The organism is Flavobacterium sasangense DSM 21067, from assembly GCF_000686885.1.
Lineage (GTDB): Bacteria > Bacteroidota > Bacteroidia > Flavobacteriales > Flavobacteriaceae > Flavobacterium > Flavobacterium sasangense.
This window is the reverse complement of the sequence record NZ_JMLU01000002.1, coordinates 143,043-164,103: the sequence shown is the minus strand read 5'-3', so window position 1 is coordinate 164,103 and position 21,061 is coordinate 143,043. Positions and strand designations below refer to the sequence as shown.

18 protein-coding genes and 2 tRNA genes are annotated in these 21,061 nt (G+C 33.1%); 12 read left to right on the top strand and 8 right to left on the bottom strand.

Features of this window, described 5'->3' with window-relative positions; translation table 11 throughout:
• The first annotated feature begins 4 nt into the window (after window positions 1-4).
• From BP92_RS0102725 to BP92_RS15685, 8 genes are all read left to right on the top strand, one after another.
• Window positions 5-1,315, top strand: coding sequence for an ABC1 kinase family protein (locus BP92_RS0102725; protein ID WP_026724635.1), 1,311 nt, complete (start codon window positions 5-7; stop codon window positions 1,313-1,315).
• A 131-nt stretch (window positions 1,316-1,446) separates the two neighbouring features.
• Window positions 1,447-2,337, top strand: a complete 891-nt coding sequence (locus BP92_RS0102720) for an ABC transporter ATP-binding protein (RefSeq protein WP_026724634.1) — start codon at window positions 1,447-1,449, stop codon at window positions 2,335-2,337.
• 10 nt (window positions 2,338-2,347) lie between these two features.
• Window positions 2,348-3,202, top strand: coding sequence for an ABC transporter permease (locus BP92_RS0102715; RefSeq protein ID WP_026724633.1), 855 nt, complete (start codon window positions 2,348-2,350; stop codon window positions 3,200-3,202).
• Window positions 3,203-3,218: 16 nt separating this feature from the next.
• A complete protein-coding gene (locus BP92_RS0102710) occupies window positions 3,219-5,237 on the top strand; it encodes a T9SS type B sorting domain-containing protein (protein ID WP_035692726.1) in 2,019 nt (672 codons plus the stop codon).
• A 44-nt stretch (window positions 5,238-5,281) separates the two neighbouring features.
• Window positions 5,282-6,292 (top strand): DHH family phosphoesterase, encoded by a 1,011-nt coding sequence (locus BP92_RS0102705; RefSeq protein ID WP_026724631.1) that lies wholly within the window; start codon window positions 5,282-5,284, stop codon window positions 6,290-6,292.
• 4 nt (window positions 6,293-6,296) lie between these two features.
• A complete protein-coding gene (gene gldI / locus BP92_RS0102700; RefSeq protein WP_035692725.1) occupies window positions 6,297-6,854 on the top strand; it encodes a gliding motility-associated peptidyl-prolyl isomerase GldI in 558 nt (185 codons plus the stop codon).
• A 6-nt stretch (window positions 6,855-6,860) separates the two neighbouring features.
• Complete coding sequence (locus tag BP92_RS0102695) at window positions 6,861-7,949, top strand: peptidylprolyl isomerase (protein WP_026724629.1); 1,089 nt, start codon at window positions 6,861-6,863, stop codon at window positions 7,947-7,949.
• A 10-nt stretch (window positions 7,950-7,959) separates the two neighbouring features.
• Window positions 7,960-9,147, top strand: coding sequence for a peptidylprolyl isomerase (locus BP92_RS15685; protein WP_035692722.1), 1,188 nt, complete (start codon window positions 7,960-7,962; stop codon window positions 9,145-9,147).
• Window positions 9,148-9,195: 48 nt separating this feature from the next.
• Here BP92_RS15685 and BP92_RS0102685 read toward each other — a convergent pair whose 3' ends face one another.
• From BP92_RS0102685 to proS, 6 genes are all read right to left on the bottom strand, one after another.
• Window positions 9,196-9,627 carry a hypothetical protein gene (locus BP92_RS0102685; RefSeq protein WP_026724628.1) on the bottom strand — a complete coding sequence of 144 codons (432 nt, stop codon included), beginning with the start codon at window positions 9,625-9,627 and terminating at the stop codon, window positions 9,196-9,198.
• Window positions 9,628-9,672: 45 nt separating this feature from the next.
• Entirely contained in the window at window positions 9,673-11,472 is a 1,800-nt protein-coding gene (gene typA / locus BP92_RS0102680; RefSeq protein WP_026724627.1) for a translational GTPase TypA, read from the bottom strand.
• 144 nt (window positions 11,473-11,616) lie between these two features.
• Complete coding sequence (gene rpsT / locus BP92_RS0102675) at window positions 11,617-11,868, bottom strand: 30S ribosomal protein S20 (protein ID WP_026724626.1); 252 nt, start codon at window positions 11,866-11,868, stop codon at window positions 11,617-11,619.
• Window positions 11,869-12,024: 156 nt separating this feature from the next.
• Window positions 12,025-12,096, bottom strand: a tRNA-Glu gene (locus BP92_RS0102670).
• Between the two features lie 30 nt (window positions 12,097-12,126).
• A tRNA-Glu gene (locus BP92_RS0102665) sits at window positions 12,127-12,198 on the bottom strand.
• Window positions 12,199-12,314: 116 nt separating this feature from the next.
• On the bottom strand, window positions 12,315-13,793 hold the full coding sequence (gene proS / locus BP92_RS0102660) for a proline--tRNA ligase (RefSeq protein WP_026724625.1): 1,479 nt from the start codon (window positions 13,791-13,793) through the stop codon (window positions 12,315-12,317).
• A 101-nt stretch (window positions 13,794-13,894) separates the two neighbouring features.
• Here proS and BP92_RS15680 point away from each other — a divergent pair, with 101 nt between their 5' ends.
• The 4 genes from BP92_RS15680 to BP92_RS0102640 all read left to right on the top strand — a co-directional run bounded on the left by BP92_RS15680 (window position 13,895) and on the right by BP92_RS0102640 (window position 18,307).
• On the top strand, window positions 13,895-14,854 hold the full coding sequence (locus BP92_RS15680) for a hypothetical protein (RefSeq protein WP_051604361.1): 960 nt from the start codon (window positions 13,895-13,897) through the stop codon (window positions 14,852-14,854).
• 30 nt (window positions 14,855-14,884) lie between these two features.
• On the top strand, window positions 14,885-16,432 hold the full coding sequence (locus tag BP92_RS0102650; RefSeq protein ID WP_035692719.1) for an OmpP1/FadL family transporter: 1,548 nt from the start codon (window positions 14,885-14,887) through the stop codon (window positions 16,430-16,432).
• A gap of 200 nt (window positions 16,433-16,632) precedes the next feature.
• Window positions 16,633-17,934 (top strand): 30S ribosomal protein S12 methylthiotransferase RimO, encoded by a 1,302-nt coding sequence (rimO, locus tag BP92_RS0102645; RefSeq protein ID WP_026724623.1) that lies wholly within the window; start codon window positions 16,633-16,635, stop codon window positions 17,932-17,934.
• A gap of 136 nt (window positions 17,935-18,070) precedes the next feature.
• Entirely contained in the window at window positions 18,071-18,307 is a 237-nt protein-coding gene (locus BP92_RS0102640) for a YdcH family protein (protein WP_150111852.1), read from the top strand.
• Window positions 18,308-18,357: 50 nt separating this feature from the next.
• Here BP92_RS0102640 and BP92_RS0102635 read toward each other — a convergent pair whose 3' ends face one another.
• Together BP92_RS0102635 and BP92_RS0102630 are read right to left on the bottom strand one after the other, a co-directional pair.
• Window positions 18,358-19,776 (bottom strand): MBL fold metallo-hydrolase, encoded by a 1,419-nt coding sequence (locus tag BP92_RS0102635; protein ID WP_026724621.1) that lies wholly within the window; start codon window positions 19,774-19,776, stop codon window positions 18,358-18,360.
• Window positions 19,777-19,851: 75 nt separating this feature from the next.
• Complete coding sequence (locus BP92_RS0102630; protein WP_026724620.1) at window positions 19,852-21,003, bottom strand: peptidoglycan endopeptidase; 1,152 nt, start codon at window positions 21,001-21,003, stop codon at window positions 19,852-19,854.
• Window positions 21,004-21,061 lie beyond the last annotated feature (58 nt).

Here is a 21,061-nt window from a genome sequence, read left to right as displayed (position 1 = left end):
TCACATGAAAACAATCGATAGTATTCCAACATCAAAAATCCAACGTGCTTCTAAACTGATTCAAACCGGAGCAAAAGTAGGTGTGAATTATCTCAAATATTACGGAGATAAAATCACCAAAACCGAAGAAGAAGCTAAAGAATCACTCAACAAAAACAACGCTGCCGATATTTACGACAGTTTAAAGCAACTGAAAGGAAGTGCTTTGAAAGTCGCACAAATGCTGAGTATGGATAAAAATATTTTACCAAGAGCTTACGTGGAGAAATTCTCATTGGCACAATTTTCGGTGCCGCCGTTGTCGGCTCCATTGGTAAATAAAACCTTTAAGAATTATTTTGGCAAACAACCAAACGAAATATACGATACCTTCAATGCCACTTCTATAAATGCGGCTAGCATTGGTCAAGTGCACCAAGCTACCAAGGATGGGAAAAAACTTGCTGTGAAAATTCAATATCCAGGAGTGGCAGAAAGTATTAGTTCGGATTTGGCTTTAGTGAAACCTATTGCCATCAAAATGTTCAATATTAAAGGAAAAGATTCGGATAAATATTTTAAGGAAGTTGAAGATAAATTGATTGAAGAAACCAATTACATCAACGAAGTTAAGCAAAGTATAGAAATGGCAGAAGCTTGCCAAAACATTCCAAATTTGATTTTTCCTAAATATTATCCAGAATGGTCATCAGAGAAAATCATTACAATGGATTGGATGACGGGCGAACATTTGTCTGAATTCACTGCTCACAATACCGATGTTGAGAAATCGAATATTTTAGGACAAACCCTTTGGGATTTCTATATGTTTCAAATGCACAATTTGAGAAAAGTGCATGCTGATCCGCATCCAGGAAATTTCTTAATAACGACAGATACTAAATTAGTAGCTTTAGATTTTGGCTGCATCAAAGAAGTTCCAAATGATTTTTATGTACCGTACTTTGAACTAGCAAAAAAAGAAAATTTAAACAATCCTGAATTTTTCCAATCGAAATTATACGAATTGGAAATCTTAAGAAAAGAAGACGCAAAAGAAGAAGTGGAATTCTTCACAGAAATGTTCCACGAACTTTTAAGTTTGTTCGCTAGACCATTCCACGTAGAAGAATTCGACTTTTCTGATGAAGAATTTTTCGGTCAAATTGCGGATCTAGGAGAACGCTACTCCAAAAACACTGAATTACGTAATATGAATGGAAATCGCGGTTCGAAGCATTTTATTTACATCAACCGAACTTTCTTTGGATTGTACAATTTAATGCACGATTTAAAAGCAACTAAAGTTAAAATCAACAACTTTATTCAATATTAATTTTGCCCCAAGCAATACCTTAAAATCCCTAGCTAAGCCATAATGTTAGGGATTTTTTATTGACATTCACTTCAATCCGTAACAAATCTAAAATTCGTTCGTCTTACTTATAAATCAAAAAACGAACAAACTTGGAAACCATTTTAAAAATCTCGAATCTCCATAAAAAATTCAAAAAAGTACATGCCGTAAACAATGTTTCTTTAGAAATAAAAAAAGGTAATGTATACGGAATTTTAGGACCAAACGGCTCAGGAAAATCAACCACTTTAGGAATTGTATTAAATGTTGTCAACAAAACATCAGGCGATTTTGAATGGTTTGACGGAAGCCTTTCTACTCATGATGCCTTAAAAAAAGTAGGCGCAATCATTGAAAGACCTAATTTTTATCCCTACATGACAGCGGAGGAAAACTTGAAATTAGTTTGTAAAATTAAGAATATTCCTTTTGATAAAGTTAATGAAAAATTAGAATTAGTAGGTTTGTTTGACCGAAAAGACAGTAAATTTAAAACGTTTTCTCTAGGAATGAAACAACGTTTAGCCATTGCTTCTGCCCTATTGAATGATCCTGAAATTTTAATTTTAGATGAACCAACAAATGGATTAGATCCACAAGGAATTCGTCAAATTCGAGATTTAATAAAAATTATTGCAAATCAAGGTACTACTATACTTTTAGCCTCTCACTTACTGGATGAAGTTGAAAAGGTATGTTCTCATGTAATTGTTTTGCGCTATGGAGTAACGCTATATCAAGGCACTGTTGATGGAATGTTAGCCAATGAAGGATTTTTTGAATTACAATCGGATAATCTTGATGCATTAATTCAGGCGATTTCTAATCATGAATCCGTGGATAAAATTGAAGTTCAAGATGGAAAAGCTTTAGTTTATTTAAAAGCACCATTAGAAGCTGGAGAATTGAATCAATATCTTTTTAATAAGAATATTGTTTTAACGCAATTATTAAAACGTAAAACCAGCTTAGAAGAACAATTCTTAAAATTAACCAACTAAACCCATCAAAATGAAACGATTACTCACTATAGAATTACAAAAAATTTGGTTAAATAAAGCGAGCCGAGTTTTAAGCATCATATATTTTCTATCTTTATTTTTATTAGCCAGTATTGCTTTAATTGAATTCGATTTTGGATTTTTTAAATTTGAAGCCGCTAAAAGTGGATTCTTTAATTTTCCTTATATCTGGCATTTTACCACATTTGTAGCCTCTTGGTTTAAGTTATTTTTGGCAGTTATCATAGTTTCAATGGTAGCAAACGAATTTAGTTATGGCACATTAAAACAAAATTTAATCGATGGAATGTCTAAAAAGGAATTTTTACTCTCTAAATTCTACACCATTATTTTATTTTCTTTAGTTTCAACTTTATTTGTATTTGGTATCAGTTTAATTTTAGGTCTAAAATATTCATCCTATACAGAAATGAGTATCATTTTTTCTGATATGAGCTATTTGTTTGCCTACTTTTTAAAACACGTTGCATTCTTCTCTTTTTGTTTATTTTTAGCACTTTTAATCAAGCGTTCTGCCTTCACATTAGGCTTTATATTCGTTTGGTTTTTAGGAGAAAATGTTGGACATGCAATTTTAAAATACAAAATTTTAGGCTACACCCCTAAAGACAAAAATACTGAAGTGATTGATTGGGTTAAAGATGCTTTACCTCTAGAGTCTATGTCTAATTTAATTACAGAACCTTTTACACGATTAAATTTTGTGAAATCTGTTTCAAATACTGTTGGCGCTACTATTGATAAAAATTATCAAGTTCAACCCATTTTTGTTGCAATCGTTCTTGCATGGACATTTATATTTATTTTAACATCTTATTATATCTTAAAAAAGCGCGATTTATAGTATCTTTGACGACGCTATGAATACATTAAAATATACTTTTTTTACTATAATTATTGGGTTTGGATTCCAATTTGGAAACGCTCAAAATATTTCGGTTGATGAAGGATATACCCCACAAGATTTAGTTGAAGACGTTTTAATCAACAGTACTTGTGCTAACGTTTTTAATGTTAGTGTTTCAGGTGGAAATTTTGCTACTGGAGAAAAAAGTTTTGGTTATTTTGACGGAACAGGAACTACATTTCCTTTTCAAAACGGCATTATTCTTTCCACTGGAAAAATCAACAACGCTCCTGGACCTAATGGCTATTTGTCTGATGATGGTGGTGGCATGGGTTGGAATGGCGATCCCGATTTAAATGACGCCTTAGGATTAAGCAATACTTTTAATGCTACTGTTTTAGAGTTTGATTTTGTTCCTTTGGGAAATAGAATCAGTTTTGATTATATTTTTTCATCCGAACAATATCTATCAAGTCCATCTTCTAATCAATGTAATTATACAGATGGATTTGCCTTTTTATTGAAAAGAAATGGTGATATTAGTTATCAAAATCTAGCAGTTATTCCAGGAACTACAACTCCAGTAAAAGTGAATACTGTTCGTGGTCCTGGAACAATTTGTCCACCAGCTAATGCAGCCTATTTTGATGCTTTCAATGGTACAAATCATCCAACAAATTTTAATGGTCAAACCAAAGTTTTAAAAGCAGAATCGGATGTTATTCCTGGCCAAACTTATCATATTAAATTAGTTATAGCCGATGAAGGAAATTATCGTTATGATTCAGCCATATTCTTAGGTGGAGGAAGTTTTAACTTCGGAATCGATATTGGAGACGACCGTTTAATTGCAACTGGAAATCCTTTATGTCCAAATGAAACACTAGCAGTTGATGCAACTCAAATTGGAGCAACGAGTTATCAATGGTACAAGAACACAAATTTAATTCCTGGCGCAACAAATGCCACCTACAATATTACTTCCGCTGGAAATTATCTAGTTGAAATTAATTATGGACCAACCTGTCAAACAACTGGAGCCATTAAAATTGAATATGCAGAAACATTAATCGTAAATCAGAATACTTTTACTGAATGTGACGCTGATGCCAATCAGGATGGAAAAACAGTATTTAATTTAGATACTATTAAAAATCAATTATTCACCAATCTTCCTTCAAATTATATAGTTTCATTTTTTGAACTACCAACAAGCACAACAGAATTACCTTCCAACTTTACAAATACAATTGCTTACGACCAAACGATATATGCTAGAGTAATGAATGTTCAAGGCTGTTATTCAGATTATCCTGTGAATTTAAGAGTAAACACTTTTGACACTGTTTTAGTGGATGAAACTATTGGATTATGTGAAAATGAGTCATTAATTTTAGATGCAGGAAATGGATTTTCATCTTATGAATGGAATACAAATCCTCCACAATTTACCCAACAAATTACTGTAAATTCTGGTGGAATTTATGAAGTTACAGTAACTAATGCTTTAAATTGTTCAAAAACCAAAACATTTACCATTGAAGCCTCAGGAATTGCTACGATTGAAGAAATAGTTATCAACGATTTTCAAGAAAATAATTCGGCAACCATTGAAATTTCTCCAACTAGCTTAGGTGATTATGAATATTCGTTAGACGGTATTAACTATCAAAACTCTAATGTATTTTCAAATTTACTAGCTGGTGAATACACGGTTTATGTGCAAGACAAAAAAGGATGTGGAATTGTTTTGGAAACTTTTTACATATTAGACTATCCAAGATACTTTACTCCAAATAATGATGGTTATAATGACGCTTGGAATATTAAAAACCTTGAAAGAAGAGGATTGGAAAATAATCTTATTACGATTTATGATCGTTATGGAAAACTTTTAAAACAATTGATAGGAAATAGTTCAGGATGGAATGGAACTTTCAACAATGAAGTATTACCAGCAGCTGATTATTGGTTCACAATCGAATTAACAAACGGGAAAACTGTAAAAGGACATTTCTCATTAATTCGTTAGGCATAATAATTGCAGAATAGCTTACAAAATAATATATTCGCAGTATGATGCAAATACACGAAATTGAAGCTATAAAATTGCTTTTAGCTACACCAAAAAAAATTACAATTATACCTCATAGAAATCCTGATGGAGACGCTATGGGTTCAACTTTAGGCTTATATCACACCCTGAAACAATTACAACACGAAGTAATTGTTATGGCTCCAAACGAATTTCCCGATTTCTTAGCTTGGTTACCCGAAAGCGAAAAAGTCATCATTTTTGAACGCAGTTTTGATACGTGTAAAGGAATTTTAGAAAAATCCGATTTAATTTTTACATTAGATTTTAATGCATTACATCGAACAGGTGATCAAATGGAAAATGCGTTAAAAACACTAACCGTTCCAAGCGTAATGATTGATCATCACCAAGCACCAGACGGTTATGCAACCTTTACGTTTTCAGATACTGCTTATGGCTCAACTTGCGAAATGGTGTATGATTTTATTCACCAATTGGGCTTAGAAAATTTAATCAATAAAACAGTAGCTACTTGTTTATATACCGGAATTGTTACCGATTCTGGAAGTTTCCGTTTTCCAAAAACAACTAGCAAAACGCACAAATGTGTTGCCGATTTAATTGAGCGAGGCATTAATAATAGTGAAATTCACAATTTACTTTTTGATAATTCTTCTTACAACCGTTTGTTGTTATTAGGAAAAGCACTTCAGAATTTGAAAATGCTTCCTGAGTACAAAACAACTTACATAACTTTAACCCAAGACGAGTTAAACGAATTTGGACATCAAAAAGGAGACACTGAAGGCATCGTAAATTATGGACTAAGTATCAAAGGAATTGAATTTACCGCTATTTTCATTGAAAACAAAGAAGAAGGAATTATCAAAATTTCTTTCCGCTCTCAGGGCGATTTTGATGTGAACCAATTTGCACGAAATCACTTTAATGGCGGTGGACACATCAATGCTGCTGGTGGAAAATCTTTTTTATCATTAGAAGAAACTGTACAACAATTTATTGCTATTTTAGCAAAAGAAAAAAAGTAACCAAATGAAAATTAAAAATTTATTCCTTTTTGGAGCGATGATTTTCTTAGCAAGTTGTTCACAACAGCAACAAGCTAGAGAACCTATTTCACATACTTCAGGAACTTTTATAAAAGAATCAATCGAGCGAAATAAAGTTTTAATCGCAGATGAAGAAGATTTAATTGAAGCAATTATTAAAAACGATTCACTCAAATCATACATAGCTTCAAATAAAGGCTATTGGTACAAATACGAAACCAAAGTGGAAGAAGTAACACCGTCTCCAAAAAGAGGTGATATTGCTTTCTTTGACTATGAAATAAAAGATTTAAAAAACAGAATCATTTACAGCATGTCCGAAACAAAACCACAAACCTATTATGTAGATAAAGAAAACATTATGATGGGATTACGTGACGGTATTAAATTAATGAAAAAAGGAGAAACAGTTACCTTTTTATTTCCATCTCATATGGCATATGGTTATCATGGCGATGATAAAAAAATTGGAACAAACGAACCTCTTATTTGCACTGTAAGTTTAAACGATATTAAAGTAGATACACAAGCTAAAAACTAAATACAAATGAAGATTACCTCAATTTTACTACTAAGCATTGCTACTTTCTTTGCTTCTTGTTCAAAATCATACGACAACCTAAAAGAAGGTTTATATGCCGATATTGAAACTGCAAAAGGAAACATGATTGTAAAGTTAGAATTTGAAAAAGTTCCAAATACCGTTGCTAACTTTGTAACCTTAGCAGAAGGGAAAAATCCTTTTGTGAGTGAAGAATTCAAAGGAAAACCTTTTTATGACGGATTAAAATTTCATCGCGTAATTTCAGATTTTATGATTCAAGGTGGTGATCCTAATGGTGATGGTTCTGGTGGACCAGGTTATAAATTTAAAGACGAATTTCATCCTGATTTAACACATTCAAAAGCCGGGATTTTATCTATGGCAAATGCTGGACCAAGCACCAATGGAAGTCAATTTTTTATCACACATAAAGAAACACCATGGTTAGATAATATGCATACTGTTTTTGGAGAAGTAGTAGAAGGATTAGAAGTAATCAATACTATTGAAGCAGATGATGTTATTGAAAAAATCACCATCGTTAGAATAGGAAATGCCGCTAAAAAATTTGATGCCGTAAAAATTTTCAAAAACTATTATTCTTCTGTTGAAAAAGAAATAAAAGCAGCTGAAGAAAAAGCAAAACAAATTATCGAAAGTAAAGTAAAAGAAATTACCACTTTAAAAGCTACTGGTACTAAAACCAAATCAGGATTGATTTATCAAATTATTAAAAAAGGTACTGGTAAAAAACCATCAACTGGAACTCAAGTTTTAATTCATTATGCAGGCTATTTAGAAAATGGTCAACTTTTTGATACTAGTTATGAAGATGTTGCTAAACTTTACGGAAAATTTGATCAAAACAGAGCCAACCAAAATGGATATGCGGGTTATCCAGTAACCATAGGCAGTTTACCTTTTATTCCAGGTTTTAACGAAGGAGTTGAAATGATGAGCTATGGAGATAAAATGATGTTATATATCCCTTCTGATTTGGGTTATGGACCACAAGGTGCAGGCGACGTTATTCCTGCAAATGCAAATATTGTATTTGAAGTAGAGCTTTTAGAAAACAAACCAATAAACTAATATTTATACAATGAAGAATATTTTTAATATAGTACTTATTGCAATAAATTGCATTACTTTTTCAGTTGCTCAAGACAAAAAACAAGAAGGTGTTTTTGCCGAAATCAGTACATCTAAAGGGAAAATTGTAGTTGAACTTGAATACAAAAAGACGCCTATTACTGTAGCAAACTTTGTTTCTTTAGCAGAAGGTAAAAACACTCAGGTTGCTGAAAAGTTAAAAGGAAAACCTTATTACAACGGATTAAAATTCCACAGAGTTATTGCAAATTTCATGATTCAAGGTGGAGACCCAGACGGAAATGGTTCTGGAGGTCCGGGTTATAAGTTTGTAGACGAAATCACAGATTTAACTCATAAAAGTGCAGGTGTTTTATCTATGGCAAATGCTGGAGCTGGAACAAATGGGAGTCAGTTCTTCATTACACATAAAGAAACAGCTTGGCTAGATGGAAAACACACTGTTTTCGGACATGTTGTTAGTGGTCAAGATGTCGTGAATAAAATTGCACAAGACGATGTAATCAATTCAATTGTGATTATTAGAAACGGTAAAGAAGCTAAAAAATTTAAAGCAGAAAAAATATTTGCTGACTATTTTAGCAAAAAAGAAGAAAGCGATAAAGCTCAAGAAGTTAAAAATGAGTCTGCAAGAAAAGCATTAGCTGAAATTGCATTGGCAAATCAAAAAAAACAAGCTGAAATCGAAGCTGCTAAAAGAAAAGAATTAGAAGGTAAATTGGTAAATGTAAAAGCAGAAAAAATAGCAGAATTTACAACATTAAAAGCTACTTCAACAAAAACAGCTTCTGGCTTACAATATACAATAACTAAAAAAGGGACTGGCTCAAAACCTGCTGATGGAAGTACAATCTACATTCATTATGCTGGTTATTTTGAAGACGGAAGTTTATTTGATAGTAGTTATTCAGATATATCAAAAAAATACGGAAAGTTTGATCAAAACAGAGCCGATCAAAACGGATATGCGCCTTTCCCATTCCAATATGGCAATAAATCAGGTTTAATTCCTGGATTTTTAGAAGGTGTAAACTTATTATCGTTTGGAGATAAAGTAACTTTATTCATTCCTTCTAACTTAGGCTATGGAGAAAAAGGTGCTGGAAATGTTATCCCACCAAATGCAACCCTTATTTTTGAATTAGAAATATTAGAAAGTCAAACTTCATCTAAATAAAAAAAAAGCCGCTAAAAAAATTAGCGGCTTTTTTTTATTTCTATAGAATTAAAATCTCCAGTCAAATTCGTCTTTATCACTAAAAACGGCACCAACTTCAATTTTAACAATTTCGTTGTAATCTACGTGGAAAAACAACCAGTTTTCTTCGTTAAAATAACTAATCATTCCTTCTACCGTATCGGTTTCAAATGGTTTAATTTTATTCTTTTCTAAAAGAGGATACACATCACTCCAATTTTTACCAATTACAGTTGTATTAAACAACTTTACAACTGGATTTGTCGTTGTCATATAGCCTAATTTAAAAGCTTCTTCTTTATAAAAAATCAAGCGAAGTTTTCTAGCGTTATACATGAACACAACATTCTCTTCTTCGTCTTTATACTGTGTATCGGGTTTACCCAAAATTTTAGTAACATCTTGCTCTTTCATTCCGAAAAGCAAATTGTCAATTCCGTATTTTAATTTAATTTCCATTCTGATTTATGCTAAAAAATCCCGACTTTCATCGGGATTTAAAAATTATGCTATTTTGAAACGTTTTCTATCGTTTTCATTCAAATAGATTTTACGCAAACGTAACGATTTTGGCGTTACCTCAACATACTCGTCTTTTTGAATGTACTCTAATGCTTCTTCTAATGAGAATTTGATTGCAGGAATAATTCTTGCTTTATCATCATTTCCAGAAGAACGTACGTTTGTTAATTTTTTAGTCTTAGTTACATTCACTACCATATCATCTCCACGTGAATTTTCACCAATTACCTGACCTTCGTAGATATCTTCATTCGGGTCAACGAAGAATTTACCTCTATCTTGTAATTTATCAATTGAGTAAGGAATAGCTTTTCCGTTTTCCATAGAAATTAATGAACCACCTAAACGACCAGGAATTTCACCTTTGAATGGTTGGTAATCAATAAAACGGTGCGACATAATAGCTTCACCAGCTGTAGCTGTTAATAATTGATTTCTCAATCCGATAATTCCACGAGATGGAATGTTGAATTTGATAATCATACGCTCTCCTTTAGGCTCCATAGATAACATTTCACCTTTACGGATAGTTACAAATTCAACCGCTCTACCTGAAAGGTTTTCTGGTAAATCAACTGTTAATTCTTCAATTGGCTCACATTTAACACCATCAATTTCTTTGATAATTACTTGTGGTTGTCCAATTTGTAACTCATATCCTTCTCTTCTCATAGTTTCAATTAAAACCGATAAGTGAAGTACACCACGACCAAATACTAAGAATTTATCAGCAGAATCCGTTTCATTAACTCTTAATGCTAAGTTTTTCTCTAACTCTTTGTTCAAACGATCTTTAATGTGACGAGAAGTTACAAATTTACCTTCTTTACCAAAGAAAGGAGAATCATTAATTGTAAACAACATACTCATTGTTGGCTCGTCAATAGCAATAGAAGTTAACGCTTCTGGATTTTCAAAATCAGCAACGGTATCACCAATTTCAAAACCTTCTAAACCTACAATCGCACAGATATCACCTGCAACAACTTCTTCAACTTTTTTACGACCTAAACCTTCAAAAGTATGTAATTCTTTAATTTTTGATTTGCTTACTTTTCCATCTCTTTTTACTAAAGAAATATTCATTCCTTCACGTAAAACACCTCTTTGTAAACGACCAATCGCGATACGACCTGTAAACGAAGAGAAATCTAAAGATGTGATTAACATTTGAGGCGTTCCTTCAGAAACTTTAGGAGCTGGAACATGTTCCAAAACCATATCTAACAAAGGCTCAATATTTTCTGTTTGATTTCTAAAGTCATCAGACATCCAGTTGTTTTTAGCCGAACCATAAACGGTTGGGAAATCTAACTGCTCTTCTGTAGCACCTAATTCAAACATTAAGTCAAAAACTTTTTCGTGAACTTCTTCTGGAGTACAGTTTTCTTTATCTACTTTATTAATAACCACACAAGGTTTTAAACCTAAATCAATCGCTTTTTGTAATACGAAACGTGTTTGTGGCATTGGTCCTTCAAAAGCATCTACTAAAAGACAAACACCATCTGCCATATTAAGTACACGCTCTACTTCACCACCAAAATCGGCGTGACCTGGAGTATCGATAATGTTGATTTTTGTTCCTTTGTAAGTTACAGAAACGTTTTTAGAAGTAATAGTAATACCTCTTTCACGCTCTAAGTCATTATTATCTAAGATTAAATCTCCTGTGTTTTCGTTTTCACGAAACAACTGACAGTGGTACATAATTTTATCAACCAAAGTAGTTTTACCGTGGTCAACGTGGGCAATAATTGCGATGTTTCTAATAGAAGTCATTTATAAAATTTTTGAAGGTGCAAAGGTAATGTTTATTTTGATAAAAACACTATAGTAATCAATACTTTAGTAGAAATAACATAATAATAACGTATAAAAAAAGCCCTCAAAATGAGAGCTTTAGTATATTTCACTAACGGTAGACTATAAAGAAGCTACGTGTTTAGTTAATTTAGATTTTAAGTTAGAAGCTTTATTATCATGGATAATATTTTTCTTAGCTAATTTATCAATCATAGAAATTACAGTTGATAATTTTGCAGAAGCTTCAGCTTTGTCAGTAGCTAAACGAATAGCTTTGATAGCGTTACGAGTAGTTTTGTGTTGGTATCTGTTTAATACTCTTCTTTTCTCGTTACTTCTAATTCTTTTTAAAGCAGATTTATGATTTGCCATTTTGTTCTTTTTTTAATTGTAATAATTGTTATAAACTACTAGTTAAAAAAGAAAAACCTCCCACAATTACATTTGCAATCACTTTGGTTTTAACTAATAAAATAATAACCGAGACACCAATTATTATTTTATAAAACTTATTTACAACTAATTTTGTAGCCCGTAGGGGAATCGAACCCCTCTTACCAGGATGAAAACCTGGCGTCCTAACCGATAGACGAACGGGCCATTAACCAATTCTTTTAATCTCAATATTTGTAGCCCGTAGGGGAATCGAACCCCTCTTACCAGGATGAAAACCTGGCGTCCTAACCGATAGACGAACGGGCCATCTCGTACTCTGAACTCTAAAAGACCTCATTTCCGTAATGCGAGTGCAAAGATAAACACATTTTTTATTCCTGCAATAGCATCAATATTTTTTTTTCGCTTTTTTTACTATTTTTTTAGTAAGCCTTTGCAAATAAGACTCTTCCAATTGAAGGTTTCCCTGTTAAAACACAAGTTCCAGCTTCCTCTACTCTATCTAAAGCGATACAACGGATGGTTGCTTTTGTCAATTCTTTGATTTTTTCTTCAGTTTCTGCCGTTCCATCCCAATGCGCTGCTAAGAAACCACCTTTTGTTTCTAAAACTTCTTTAAACTCTTCAAAAGAATTCACTTCCGTAATATGAGTATCTCTGTAATCCAATGCTTTAGCAAATAAATCATTTTGAATCGTTGCTAATAAATTCTGAATATAAGCCGCTACTCCATCTTTAGCAACTACCTCTTTTGATAAATTATCTCTACGCGCAATTTCGTAAGTTCCGTTTTCTAAATCGTTTGGTCCAACTGCAATACGAACTGGAACACCTTTTAATTCCCATTCCGCAAATTTGAAACCTGGTTTTTGCGTATCTCTATTATCGTATTTAACTGAAATATCTAATTTTCTCAATTCAGCAACTAAACCATTCACTTGTTCTGAAATTGCATCAAATTGTTCGTCTGTTTTGTAAATTGGAACAATCACTACTTGAATTGGCGCTAAGTTTGGAGGTAACACCAAACCTTTATCATCAGAATGCGTCATCACTAAAGCACCCATTAAACGAGTTGAAACTCCCCAAGAAGTTCCCCAAACGTGTTCCTGCTTTCCTTCTTTATTAGCAAATTTCACATCAAAAGCTTTCGCAAAATTTTGACCTAAGAAATGTGAAGTTCCCGCCTGCAATGCTTTTCCGTCTTGCATTAAAGCTTCAATACAATAGGTTTCATCTGCCCCAGCAAAACGTTCTGTTTCTGTTTTCAAACCTTTGATAACTGGAATTGCCATAAAGTTTTGAACAAAATCAGCATATACATTCATCATTTTTTCTGATTCTTCAATCGCTTCTTGACGTGTTGCGTGAGCTGTATGCCCTTCTTGCCATAAAAACTCAGCCGTTCTTAAAAACAAACGCGTTCTCATTTCCCAACGAACCACATTAGCCCATTGATTGATTAATAAAGGTAAATCTCTGTACGATTGCACCCAACCTTTGTAAGTTGACCAAATAATAGCTTCAGAAGTTGGACGAACTATTAATTCTTCCTCTAATTTAGCATTAGGATCAACGATTAATTTTCCTTTATTATCTTCGTCTGTTTTAAGTCTATAATGAGTCACAATGGCACATTCCTTAGCAAAGCCTTCAGCATTTTTTTCTTCCGCTTCAAACATGCTCTTTGGTACAAACAAGGGGAAATAAGCATTACTATGTCCAGTTTCTTTAAACATTCTATCTAGTTCAGCTTGCATTTTTTCCCAAATTGCATAGCCATATGGTTTAATCACCATACATCCTCTTACTCCTGAATTTTCTGCTAAATCAGCCTTTACGACTAGTTCGTTATACCATTTGGAATAATCTTCCGCTCTTGTTGTTAAGTTCTTGCTCATTATGAATATTTTGGCACAAAAATTGTTTGTATAAATTTTAACTAATTTGTTTGGCAAAAATAGTTAAATTTGAAGTGTCCAACAATAAAAAAATAAGAGTTATGAAAACTTATTACTTGTTTACCAAAAAAAATGCCATATTTTCTTTGTTTGGATTATTGGCAATAATCACAACTTCATGTGGTTCCTATCAAAATGCGTCCTATTATGATGACGGTGTATATACAACTTCAGAGAAACAAAAAGTTGTAGTTGTTGAAGATAATTCTCAAAACAACAATGCTTATTCTCAAAAGTTTAAAGAAATGCAAAATGACTATGTTTACTATACTGAAGATGACACTGAAAAAAAAGATAGCATAGTAACTGTTTACAACACTCAATACAGCAACAATAATAATGCAGACTGGGGAAATAACGCAACCGAAGTAACCATCAATTACTACAACAATGGTTATGGTTGGAACAACTGGTACTCTCCATATTGGGGATTAGGATGGAACTGGGGATGGAATTCATGGTACGGATCTAACTGGGGTTGGGGATGGAACTCTTGGTATGGCGCAGGCTGGGGATGGAATTCATGGTACGGACCTGGATGGGGATGGAACGGTTGGTATGGCCCAGGTTGGGGAGGCTACTATGGAAATGGTTGGGGATATAATGGTTATTATGGCAATAATGTTTCCTACAATCACGGTCGAAGAGGCGGAAGTGGATACTACAATAACGGAGGTGGCAGAACTTCAAATCGATCAAATACACCACGTCCTAGTTTTGACAACAGAAACAACACACCTAGATCACACAACGCAACTCCAAGATCTAACAATACAACACCTAGATCACAAAATGCAACACCAAGAGAAGGCACTTATACCCCAAGAACCAATACGCAATCACCTAGAACATCATCACCTAGAGATAATAGCTCTTCTCCAAGAAGTAATAATTACTCATCACCAAGAAGTTCATCAGGAGGAAGTTTTGGTGGAGGAAGTTTCGGAGGCGGAGGCGGAGGTCGTTCTGGCGGCGGAGGCGGAAGAGGCGGAAGAGGTTAATTAATTCACTAAAGATTAAAAAAAATTGAAATGAAAAAATTATTATTATCCATAATTTTTGGTAGTTCCTTGTTGGCTACGGCACAAGAAACTACTACTAATGATGCTCTACGATATGCGGTAAATAATTTAACTGGAACCGCAAGATTCAGAGCTATGAGTGGTGCTTTTGGTGCTGTTGGTGGTGATTTATCATCTATTAATATAAATCCTGCTGGGTCATTATTTTTCAATAATAACTTTGCAAGTGTTACCTTAAGTAATTTTAATGCACACAATCGCTCTGATTATTTCGGAACCAGAACAAAGGAAAACCTTAGTACTTTAGATTTAAATCAATTAGGAGCTGTTTTAATTTTTAATGATGCCTCTGGGAATTCCGATTGGTCAAAAATTGCTATTGCACTTAACTATGATAGCACCAATAATTTTGACAACAATATCTTTTCTGCAGGCATGAACCCTTACAATTCTATTGGAAGTTATTTTATTGACAAAGCACAAGGATTACCACTAGAATATATGCAATTACAGCCTGGGGAAACTGTATCTCAATTATACTCTTATTTAGGAGAAACAAGCGGACTAGGTTTTCCAGCACAACAAGCAATGTTAGGCTATCAAGCCTTTTTATTTGAAGCATTTGATGGCGCTGACCCAAATAATGTAGATTATTACACTAATATTCCAACAGGAGGAAATTATTACCATGAAAACTATGTGCAAACATCTGGATTTAATGGTAAACTTTCAGCTAACTTTGCTACAGCATACAAAAACAAATTGTTTTTGGGATTCAATTTAAATGCTCATTTTACAGATTATACAAAATCAACTTCAGTATACGAAGGAAATAACAACCCATTATACACTTCTGGATTGACTGTTACCGATATCCAATTTGATAATGAATTATATACTTATGGAACTGGATTTTCTATGAATGTAGGGGCAATTTATAAATTTACTGATAATTTTAGAGCCGGTGTTGCTTATGAATCTCCAACATGGTATAATTTAAATGACGAATTATCACAACGTTTAATTGTGAGAACTACTGACGGAACAACAGATTATCAAGATGTTGTTAACCCTAACGTTGTTAATATTTATGAAACCTACAAAATTCAAACACCAAGTAAATGGACTTTTAGTGGCGCTTATATCTTTGGAAAAAAAGGATTAATAAGCGTTGATTATGCAACAAAAGATTATAGCAACATTAAATTCAAACCAACCAACGATGGTTTCTTTAGCGATTTAAACTCTCAAATGAGTAGTCAATTTAAAAACGCATACGAATTAAGAATTGGTGGTGAATACAAAATCAAACAATGGAGTCTTCGCGGAGGATATAGATTTGAAGAAAGTCCATACAAAGTAGATTTTGCAATGGGAGATTTAACTGGTTATTCTACAGGAATTGGCTACAACTTTGGTGAAAGCAGATTAGATGTAGCTTATGCTAACGACCACAGAAATTATAACCAGTCTTTAATTTCTTCAGGAATGAATGATACTGCAAGAATAAGAACAACAAATAACAATATTACCGTTACTTATTCTATTAATTTCTAAAAAAAACTAAAACAAAATATCAAACCACTTCTTCAACCGAAGTGGTTTTTTTATACCCAAGCCACAACTGCTAGCCCCGATAGGAGCGACATCCCGCCTTAGCGGATATAGCGGACAGCGGGACAAACCTTTAAAAAATTCCCAAACGCTGGTGCTTCTACTAATTATTTTATGTAATTTTGCACCTCAAAATTAAAAGCATGAGAACCAAATCGTTAAAGAAAAATAAAATCAATGTAATTACACTTGGATGTTCTAAAAACACTTACGATAGTGAGGTTTTAATGGGACAACTAAAAGCCAACGGAAAAGATGTTGCACATGAAGAAGAAGGCAATATCGTAGTAATTAACACTTGTGGTTTTATTGACAATGCAAAAGAAGAATCGGTAAATACGATTTTGGAATATGTAGACAAAAAAGACCAAGGCTTAGTAGATAAAGTATTCGTTACCGGATGTTTATCAGAAAGATACCGTCCTGATTTAGAGAAGGAAATTCCAGATGTTGACCAATATTTTGGAACTACAGAGTTACCGCTTTTATTGAAAGCTTTAGGTGCCGATTACAAACATGAATTATTAGGAGAGCGTTTAACTACAACTCCAAAAAATTACGCCTATTTAAAAATTGCCGAAGGTTGTGACAGACCTTGTAGTTTTTGTGCGATACCGTTAATGCGTGGAAAACACGTTTCGCAACCTATTGAAAAATTGGTTAAAGAAGCAGAAGGCTTGGCTAAAAAAGGAGTAAAAGAATTAATTTTAATAGCTCAAGATTTAACTTATTACGGATTAGATTTATACAAAAAACGTAATCTTGCTGAATTACTAGAAAACTTAGTTAAAGTAGAAGGAATTGAGTGGATTCGTTTGCATTATGCTTTTCCTAGTGGTTTCCCAATGGACGTTTTAGACGTAATGAAACGCGAACCAAAAATTTGTAATTATATTGATATTCCGTTGCAACATATTTCAGACAACATTTTGAAATCAATGAAACGTGGAACAACTAAAGAGAAAACAACAAAATTATTACAAGAATTTAGAGAGCGCGTTCCCGGAATGGCAATTAGAACTACTTTGATTGTAGGATATCCAGGTGAAACACAAGAAGATTTCGAAATTCTACGTGATTGGGTTCTGGAAATGAAATTTGAGCGTTTAGGTTGTTTTACATATTCGCATGAAGAAAATACAGGTGCTTTTGTATTAGAAGATGATGTTCCTCAAGAAGTAAAACAAGCGCGTGCTGCTGAAATTATGGACTTACAATCGCAAATTTCATGGGATTTGAATCAGGAGAAAATTGGACAAACTTTCAAATGTGTAATTGACAGAAAAGAAGGTCAATATTTCATTGGAAGAACCGAATTTGATAGTCCAGATGTAGATAACGAAGTATTAGTTGACGCTTCTAAACACTATTTAAAAACGGGAGATTTTGTAAACTTAAAAATTACAGATGCTACCGAATTTGACTTGTATGCTGAACCCGTTTAACTTCTACTTAGTGTTCAAAGTTATATCTAAATCCTTACATTTTTTTGTAAGGATTTTTTATTTGAAATGACAATTGTCATATCTGCTTTCATTTTTTATTGGTAAATTTGGGTATAGTAATTTAAAAACCAGCATTATGATAACTAAACATCCTATTTACCTAGATTTCCCTGAATACGCAGACAAGATTAAAGATCTGTATCATAACAATGATGAATTTCAGGTTTTATTACATTCGTATACAGATTTAGATGAAAAAATATACAAAATAGAAACAGACGAAGAGTTAGCTATGGATGATGAATTGTCACAACTTAGAAAAAATCGTGTATTTCTAAAAGATGAAATTGTTAACTTTTTAAAAGATAGCTAAACCTTTTTTAAATCAACACCAACAAAAAACCGCTTAAAAGCGGTTTTTTGTTATAACAATGTTGAAGGACAAACATAAGTAGTTTTGGGCAATTGAGTGGTCTTGGCAATTTCATTAAAACCACCTGAAACATCTATAAAATTATCAAAGCCACGTTGTTTTAAAATGGAAGCTGCTATCATACTGCGATAACCTCCAGCACAGTAAATCACGAAGGATTTATCTTTAGGAAAACTATCTAATTTAGCATTCAATTGATTCAATGGAATATTTACTGAATTTAAAAGATGCTCAGAATCAAATTCACTTTTTTTACGAACATCAAATAATGGTAAATGGGCTGTTTGAAGCATTCCTTCTAATTGTTCGCCTGTAATTCTTTTTAGAGAATCCGTTTCTTTTCCTGCCTGTTCCCAAGATGCGAATCCACCTTCTAAATAACCGATAGTATTATCATATCCTACTCTAGATAATCGAATCATACATTCTTCTTCCCTACCGGGTTCAGTGACTAAAAGAATAGCTTGATTGATATCGGAAATCATTTCACCAACCCACATAGCAAAACTTCCATCGATTCCAATATTAATGCTATTTGGAATAAAGCCTTTTGCAAAATCATTTGCATTTCTCGTATCTAAAATTAAAGCACCGGAAACATTTGCTAAAGTTTCAAAGTCATTTGTATTCAATGGCTTTTTACCTTTCTCAATCACTTTATCTAAGGATTCATATCCTTTTAAATTTAATAATACATTTTTTGGGAAATAACCTGGCGGCGTTGTTAATCCTGTAAGTAATTCATTTACAAATTCGTCTTCTGTCATATCTGATCGAAGCGCATAATTGGTTCTTTTTTGATTTCCTAATGTATCGGTAGTTTCTTTACTCATGTTCTTTCCACAAGCACTTCCAGCTCCATGATTTGGATATACAATTAAATCATCAGATAACGGCATGATTTTCTCACGAAGCGAATGATATAATAAGCGAGCTAATTTATCTTGCGTTAAATCAGCAATCACGTGTTGAGCCAAATCAGGACGACCAACATCACCAATAAACAAAGTATCGCCTGAGATAATACCATGTTCCTTATCGTTCTCGTCAATTAAAAGATAAGTCGTACTTTCCATGGTATGACCTGGCGTATGAATGGCTTTTATTTTATAATTTCCAATGGTGAAAATTTGTCCATCAGAGGCAATTAAAGCTTCGTAATTTGGTTTTGCGGTTGGACCGAAAACAATTTGAGCTCCTGTTTTTGCTTTTAAATCCAAATGACCGCTCACAAAATCGGCATGAAAATGTGTTTCAAAAACATATTTGATTTTGGCATTATCTTTTTTGGCACGATCAATATAAGGTTGGACTTCTCTTAGTGGATCAAAAATGGCTGCTTCCCCATTATTTTCAATATAATAAGCGGCATGTGCCATACAACCGGTATAAATCTGTTCTACTTTCATGACATAACTTTTAGAAGTTACGAATTTACATGCTAGTAGTTAGAAGTAAAATGATAAATATCATGTAGAAAACTATCAATGATTTTCTAAAACACGATTAATTTGAATGAAACGTTTTTTGTAGTAAGGTTCTTCTGTAGATGAAATAATAACTCCAGCCTGCACTGAGGAATGAATAAACTTAATTTCATCACCAATTATTTCGGTAATCATTCCCACGTGATTGATACTTCCTCTACCATTGGTTGTAAAGAAAATTAAATCGCCTTTTTGCGCTTGACTTCTTTCAATTTTGTACCCTGCACCTACCGCCATTGAGCTTGAAGAACGAGGCAAAGTCATATCGATATGTTTAAAAGTAGAAAACATTAATCCAGAGCAATCAAAACCAGCACTCGTAGTTCCGCCACCTCTATATCTAGTTCCAATGTGTTGCGATGCTTTCGCAATTAAGAATTCGGCTTTAGACATGTTTTCTGGAGAAAGCTCTTCCACCTCTTTTGGACTACTTACAATTTCATTTTGATGTTTTGCTAACTCTACATCTCCTTTTTTAATTACAACTTCATATCCGATAGGTAAATTAGCAATAATTTCAGGATTCATTTCTTCCAAATCTTTAACACTAACTTTGTACTTTTTTGAAAGTCTATATAAAGTTTCGCCTTTGGTTACGGTGTGCACTTTGTTTCCTAATTCATCCGTACATAAATTAGCATCCATGTTCGTTGGATTGGATATTTCAGTAACTACTGTTTTTATTTCTTTAGGATTATTTTCTTTGGGAGCTTCTTTTTCTTTAGGAACATCTTTTACTTTCTTTGCAGAAACAACTATTTTATCCCCAATTTGAATTGATTCTGGCTTGATATCAGGATTTAATTCTTTTAATTTTTCTAAACTGATATCGTATTTTTTTGCAATCTTATAAAGCGATTCGCCCGATTCCACTATGTGCGTTTCGGTAGCGTTTTTTGATAAAGAAACTTCTTTATTGTTCTTAGATTTTGTTTTTTTGTTGGGAATTAATAAAACAGTTTTTAACTGTAGTAAAGCACCTTTCGATTTTGGATTTAATTCATAAATGTCGGATTCACTAACATCATACTTTTTAGCAATAGAATAAATGGATTCACCCGAAACCACTGTATGTTTAATTGTCTTTTGAGAAAAAACAACACCACTACAGAAGAAAAGAAAAAAAGTTATAATTTGTAATAATTTCATTTAGAATTAATTTAGATGGATTGTAGCTAATTGATGGTCGCAAGATAAAAAAAACTCC